3 protein-coding genes are annotated in these 5,388 nt (G+C 73.8%); 1 reads left to right on the top strand and 2 read right to left on the bottom strand.

What is annotated here, in order from left to right; all coding sequences use genetic code 11:
- Positions 1-420 precede the first annotated feature (420 nt).
- Positions 421-1,833 (bottom strand): FtsW/RodA/SpoVE family cell cycle protein, encoded by a 1,413-nt coding sequence (locus HCJ92_RS21790; RefSeq protein ID WP_338054311.1) that lies wholly within the window; start codon positions 1,831-1,833, stop codon positions 421-423.
- Positions 1,834-2,016: 183 nt separating this feature from the next.
- A complete protein-coding gene (locus tag HCJ92_RS21785; protein ID WP_167935322.1) occupies positions 2,017-3,666 on the bottom strand; it encodes a metallopeptidase domain-containing protein in 1,650 nt (549 codons plus the stop codon).
- A 569-nt stretch (positions 3,667-4,235) separates the two neighbouring features.
- Between HCJ92_RS21785 and HCJ92_RS21780 the strand changes: the two genes are divergently transcribed.
- The gene (locus tag HCJ92_RS21780) at positions 4,236-5,249 is read left to right on the top strand and encodes a sigma-70 family RNA polymerase sigma factor (protein WP_167935321.1); all 1,014 of its coding nucleotides are present in this window, start codon (positions 4,236-4,238) and stop codon (positions 5,247-5,249) included.
- Positions 5,250-5,388 lie beyond the last annotated feature (139 nt).

Here is a 5,388-nt window from a genome sequence, read left to right as displayed (position 1 = left end):
GCCCTGCGCTGCCGCGGCCGGGCCGGCGGTGAGCGACAGGGCGGCGATCGCGGTGCCGGCGGCGAGGGCCAGGGCGGCGCGCAGCGAACGGCGTGAACCGGCCCGGCGGCTGCGGGGCCGGGACGGGCGGAGCTCGGGGGCGGGGTGGCGGGCAGGTCTCATCGTCTCTCCGGGGGTGGGGGAGTGGAGCGCGGCGAGCGAGCACCGGGCGGCGGGTGAGCCGACGGTTCGGGCCATTGTGCGAACGCCTGCCCATGATCGGAAGACGCTGTGACGAGGTGGTCTGCCCCCGGTCGCAACGCAGCCCCCATCGGCAACGACAGCCCCGTCCGTCCGTCCGCCCGTCCCGTCCGTCCGCCCCGTCCGTCCGCCCGCCCCGCCGGAGCGGCGGCACCGGGCGGCGTGCCCGGCACCGGGCGGTCAGACCCGGATTGCCGGCGTCAGGATGGTCGCGTTGCCCTCCGGCATTGTCGAGGCCTTGCCCGAGCTGTCGCTGACCTTGATGAGCAGCGCCACCAGGAGCCAGTTGGCCACGGTCGAGGACCCGCCCTGCGCGAGGAACGGCAGCGCCTTGCCGGTGAGCGGAATCAGACCGGTGACCCCGCCGGCGACGACGAAGACTTGGAGCGCCAGCACCGAGGACAGCCCCAGCGCCAGCAGCTTCCCGAACGGGTCGGTCGAGGCCATGCCCGCGGCCAGCCCCCGCCAGATCAGCAGCACGTACAGGAAGAGCACCAGCGTGACGCCCAGCAGCCCGAGCTCCTCACCGACGGAGGCGAGGATGAAGTCGCTGCGGCCGGCGAAGCCGACGAGGTCGGAGTGGCCCTGGCCGAGACCGGTCCCGGTGAGGTCGCCGGCCCCGAAGGCGAAGAGGGCCTGGGCGGACTGGTCGGAGATGATGCCCGGCGGGCGCTCGTCCTCCGGCAGGTAGATCGCCATCGGGTCGAGCCAGGCCGCGACGCGGGCCTTCACGTGGTACTGGGTGAGGGCGACCGCGGCGGCGCCGCCGACCGCCATCAGCCCGCCGAGCACCACCCAGCTCGTCCGCTCCGTCGCGACGTACAGCATCAGGATGAAGGCCCCGAAGAAGATCAGCGAGGTGCCCAGGTCGCGCTGGTAGAAGAGGACCACCAGGCTGACCGCCCACACCAGCAGCACCGGCCCCGCGTTCCGCCCGCGCGGCAGCGCCAGTCCGAGGAACCGCCGACCGACCAGCGCGAGTGCGTCGCGGTTGGCCATCAGGTAGCTGGCGAAGAACACGACGATCATGACCTTGACGAACTCGCCCGGCTGCACCGAGAGCGGCCCCACGGTGATCCAGCGCTTGGCGCCGAACGCGTCCGCGCCGAAGAACGCCGGCGCCACCAGCAGCAGCATCGCGGCGGCCATGCCCAGGTAGGTGTAGCGCTGCAACAGGCGGTGGTGCCGCAGCAGCGCGACGACCAGCACCATGAGACCGACCCCTATGACGGTCCACACCGCCTGGTTGGGGGCGACCGGAACCGCCTGGTACGTGCCGGAGTAGCGCACCGCGTAGGACTGGTCGAGCCGGTCCATCAGCACGAGCCCGAGGGCGCACAGCAGCACCGTCACCGGCAGGAGCACGGGGTCGGCGTGGCGGGCGAAACGGCGGACGGCCAGGTGCGCGGCGAGCGCGGAACCGCCCAGCATCGCGGTGTAGGCGGCCAGCCCTGACGGCAGCTCGTCGTGGACCGCCAGACCGGCGGCGGCGTGGCCGAACACCCCGATCAGCACGGCGAGTACGACCAGCACAAGTTCGGTGTTCCGGCGGTGGGACACCCACCGCCGGACCTCGTCCGTCGCGTCACTCACACGCGGTTCCCCCAGCTCTCCGGCGCCCAGACGCCCCGGCCCGGACGCCGCAGGCAATCTAACAAGCGGCGGCCTCGTCGGGTCGCACTACGCCCGGCCTGCAGCCCCGACCCCGGCACGAGCGGGTGACCGGGCGGCGGCCCCGGCGGCGCGCCCGCCCGGGATCGAGGGGTGCGCCGCAGGTCACCGCCGGGTGACGCGGACGGTGTGGCGGCCGTCCGCGTCGGCGTCGGTCACCTCCACCGAGACCCCCGCGTGCTCGTCGTGGAAGACGTCGCCCGGCCGGTGCGGCGCGTCGCTCAGACCGGGGGTGACCTGCGGGTCGGGCAGCGTCAGGCAGCCGTCGCTGCCGGGGGTGGCGTCGACCACCCGGACGGGCCCCTCGCCGCTGGGCCGGTGGGTGTCCACCCGTGCGATCAGCACCCCCGGACGGCAGACCGCCTCGTCCAGCCCGGACTCCACCCGCACCTCCAGCGTCAGCACCTCCGTCGGACCGAGCGGCACGGTCACCAGCCGGGTGTCCGTGCCGGTGGCCCCGGGGGCGGCGGCGACACCGGTGCCCGCGACTCCCGCGCCCTGGCCTGCGGCGGCCCGTGGCACCCCGTCGACGCCGCCCGCGCGCTCGGCGCCGGGAGCGCCGAGCGGGGTGACGGTGTGCTCGGTCACCCCGGGGCCGGGGACGCAGTCCACCTCGCTGTCGGTCAGCCAGCCCATCTTCCACTTGTGCCAGGCGAGGATGTCGTTGCTCGGCCCCCAGTCCTGCTCCATCACGTCCCAGTGGCCGGTGAGTTCGGGCGACGGACCCTCGCCGGTCCAGTAGAGGTCGGGCAGACCGAAGGCGTGGCCGTTCTCGTGGACCAGCACGCGGTGCGGGGTGTGGCCGGGCTGACTGCTCCATATGAAGCTGACGTTGTGGAGCGGGCCGGTGTCGGTCGGTATGAGCGGTCGCCCGGGGAAGGACACCGACAGGACCTTCTCGACGGCCGGTGGGCCCGCATTGGGCGCGGTGAGGATGTTGACGAGGTCGTGCGCGGAGAAGTCCACGTCCGCGGCGTCCAGTTCGACGCCCCGGCCGTTGAGCCCGGCGGGCGCGGGCGCGGCGGCGCCTGCCGACCGGGGCGCGTCCGCGCCGTCCGTGGTGGTCCCGGTGTCCCCGGTGCTCGCCGTGTCCCCGGTGCTGTCGCTCCGGTCGCCGGCGGGGGCAGGGTGGTCCACCGAGGTGGGGGAGTTCGGCGCGGGGTTGTCCGCCCTGCCGTCCCCGGCGGCGGTCGTGTCCCGCACCGGGGTGCCGTCGGGGCGGCCGTCGCGGCCCTCCCCGTCCGCGCCCCCGTCGCCGGCGGCGCGTTCGAGCGCGGCGACGATGTCGTGCATCAGCCGGTTGTAGCCCTGGGCGTCACCCGGGTGCCAGCCGACGCCCCGGTCGATGCCGTACGCCTCGAACGGCTGCGGCATGCGCAGCCAGCCGTGAACCGGTGCCGGGCGGTAGTCGAGCGCTCCGTAGGAGCTCTCCGCGAAGTACTCGGAGGTCGCGGGGAAGAACTCCGCGAGCCGTGCCTCGGTGGTGATCTGCGCCTCGGCGTCGGGGAAATCGACGAAGAGGGTCAGTGCGGAGACGGTACCGCGCGTGGGGGAGTAGCCCGAGGGCGTCGGTATGCCCGAGTGCAGACCGGGTCCCACACCCGGCACCGCGCACTCGCGGGCCTCCGCGACGGAACCCGCGACGACCGAGGGTATGCCGGGCAGGGCGATGGCCATGCCCGGCGACTGGCTCAGCGCCAGTGCCAGGGAGCCGCCGACCGCCACGGCGGCTCGGCGACCGGGTATCCGCTGCATCGGCATCGCTCCCGGAGGGTCGGGGCCCGCGTCGGCGGGCGTTACCTCACCGTCGGGCGGGTAGGCGGCCGACGCATGCCCGGCGGGGCGTTCGGGTGGCGGGACGACCGCGGGTCGCCGCGAGGTCGGCTCACCGCACACGGCCGGTCACGGCGGGTGCCCGGCGGTGCGGCGGGTTTCCGGCACGCCGCCGGGGTTGCGCGGGGCCCCTCGGGGGCGCGGGGTCCCGGCCGCGCGAACGGGGCGTGGCCGGCGGGAGACCGACGGTCCGGAGCCACGGTGCGTGAACCTGTGGTGACCATCTGCTCGGCGGGGAAGGTGCCTGTACCGGCAACCATTTCGGCGGCCCGTACGTCTGACAGGGGTGAGGGGGCGGCCCGGGGCGCGGCGGCGGGGGCGTGTACGCGGGCGATGGCGGGGCAGGGTACTGCACCAGACGAAAAAGATGAGCGACTTGGGAATTCTGTCGTCAACTCCGTCGTTGATTCGTTACGGATGTGGGGCGTGCAGGGGGTGCATCCCTCCGCCTTCACGGCCGTGTCAGTCCGATCACTCGCAAGGGAGCAGGTATGGCCATCCGTGCCGTCGCCCGCCAGGAGGGCGCACAGAGCGCCGCCGCTGCGAAGGGCAGTGCGCGGTCAAGGGCAGAAGGGGACGCTACCGAGCGTGACCTCGTGGGGATGTATCTCGACGAGATCGCCCGCACGCCGCTGCTCGACGCCGCCCGGGAGGTGGAGCTGTCGCTCGACATCGAGGCGGGGCTCTACGCGCGGCGTGTGCTCGACGGCGACGAGGCGCCGGTCGAGGGCGGTCCGGTCGCGGGCGCCACTCGTGAGGAGCTCGCGGAGATAGCCCGGGCCGGTGACCGCGCCAAGGACGTCTTCATCCGCTCCAACCTCCGCCTCGTGGTCGCGGTGGCCCGCCGGTACCCGCGCAGCGGCCTGCCGCTGCTGGACCTCGTACAGGAGGGCAACGCCGGTCTGGTCCGGGCTGTCGAGAAGTTCGACTACGGCAAGGGCTTCAAGTTCTCCACGTACGCCACGTGGTGGATCCGACAGGCCATCACGCGTTCCATCGCGGACCAGGCGCGCACTATTCGGCTCCCCGTCCACCTCGTGGAGGAGCTGGGTCGTATCCGGCGCGTGCAGCGGGAGTTCAACCGGGAGCAGGGTCGCGAGCCCGACTCCCACGAGATCGCGGCGGAGCTCGGGTCGAAGCCCGAGCGGGTCCAGGACGTCCTGGACTGGGCGCGGGACCCGGTCAGTCTCAACATGTCGGTCGACGACGAGGGCGAGACCCAGTTCGGCGACCTGCTGGAGGACACCTCCGCCGCCTCCCCGGAGCAGTCCGTCATGGTGATGCTGCGTCGCGAGGGACTCGACGACCTCATCAGGCGGCTCGACGGCCGCACCGCCTCCATCATCCGTGCCCGCTACGGCATGGAGGACGGCCGGGAGCGGACGCTCACCGAGGTCGGCAAGCAGCACGGCCTGACCCGTGAGCGCATCCGACAGATCGAGAAGAACGCGCTGACGGAGCTGAAGCGCATGGCCGGGGACACCGGCTTCGACGCGGCGGCCTGACCCTCCGTCGCCCTCCCCGGCGCGGGGAGGGCGCGCACGGCGAGGCGCGAGTGACAACAGCACCCCGGCATCGGGCACCCGCCCGGGGCCGGGGGAGCGGCACGGCGCGGCGGCGCCCGACCGGAAGCTTCCGGTCGGG

The organism is Streptomyces spiramenti (assembly GCF_012034385.1).
GTDB lineage: Bacteria > Actinomycetota > Actinomycetes > Streptomycetales > Streptomycetaceae > Streptomyces > Streptomyces spiramenti.
This window is presented reverse-complemented; position numbering and strand designations above follow the sequence as displayed.

Bases quoted from the DNA above. Each gene is read 5' to 3' on its own strand.
- HCJ92_RS21785 (WP_167935322.1), bottom strand. From the start codon at position 3,666: ATGCAGCGGATACCCGGTCGCCGAGCCGCCGTGGCGGTCGGCGGCTCC.
- HCJ92_RS21780 (WP_167935321.1), top strand. From the start codon at position 4,236: ATGGCCATCCGTGCCGTCGCCCGCCAGGAGGGCGCACAGAGCGCCGCC.